The following is an 882-nucleotide window of genomic DNA, read 5'->3' as shown; positions in this document are numbered from 1 at the left end:
ATTGACCAGCGGGTACAGGCGGTGATGTTATCCATGCGTCGTGACGGAGGAATGCTGAGTGGATGAGATTAAGACCCTTCACTGGTGTCCCCGGGAAGGGATGCAGGTGACGGAGAAACCGTCGGTGATGACGGTGAAGTTTGGCGACGGTTATCAGCAGCGTCGTCCGGCAGGACTGAATGCGCAACTGAAGACCTTTCAGGTGGTTTTTCGGGTGACAACGGATGCTGAGCGGGAGGCACTGTCCGCGTTTCTGTCATGGCATGGTGGTTACCGGGCTTTTTTGTGGAAGCCCCCGAAACATAACCGGACGGTCAGGGTGGTGTGCCGGGAGTGGAGTATTACGGATAACGCCCGGTACAGTGATTTCAGTTGCACGATAGAGCAGGTAGTTAGATGAGAATTATCCTATAAATCATTCTTTAGTGTTTAGTTGTTAATTATTTTTAATCTGTCTTGTCAGAAAGTGCGAAATCGATCTTGCATTTACATTTTGTTACGTAATATAAATTGAACTAAGAATTTGTATTAAAATATTTTAATTTTTGTTCATGACATCTGAATGCATGAATAGTTCAGTTTAAATAAGGATTAAATCATGAAAAAAATGACAGTGGCACTTTCTGCTGTAGCAGTTGCAGTGATGTTTGCTGCGGGGGCGCAGGCAGCAGAAGTTTATAATAAAGATGGTAATAAACTGGATCTTTACGGGCGTGCAACCGCTCTGCATTACTTCTCGGATGATAAAGGTAATGACGGAGATCAGACTTATGCTCGTCTCGGCTTTAAAGGCGAAACGCAGATTAATGATCAACTGACCGGATTTGGTCAGTGGGAATACCAGTTCTCTGGTAACAAAACGGAATCTGAAGGTTCCGCGGG

Annotated in this window: 2 protein-coding genes; both read left to right on the top strand. The window is 45.2% G+C overall.

Annotated elements, in window-relative coordinates:
• Positions 1–58: 58 nt before the first annotated feature.
• Positions 59–400, top strand: a complete 342-nt coding sequence (locus tag E0D98_RS24890) for a phage tail protein (protein ID WP_000343408.1) — start codon at positions 59–61, stop codon at positions 398–400.
• A 198-nt stretch (positions 401–598) separates the two neighbouring features.
• A partial coding sequence (locus E0D98_RS24885; RefSeq protein WP_038818915.1) for a porin occupies positions 599–882 on the top strand: 284 nt, incomplete at its 3' end.

This window comes from Escherichia sp. KCJ4928 (genome assembly GCF_004352695.1).
Taxonomy (GTDB): domain Bacteria; phylum Pseudomonadota; class Gammaproteobacteria; order Enterobacterales; family Enterobacteriaceae; genus ECMA0423.
Note: the sequence above shows the minus strand (reverse complement) of the source record. Positions and strands in the feature narration are given on the sequence as shown.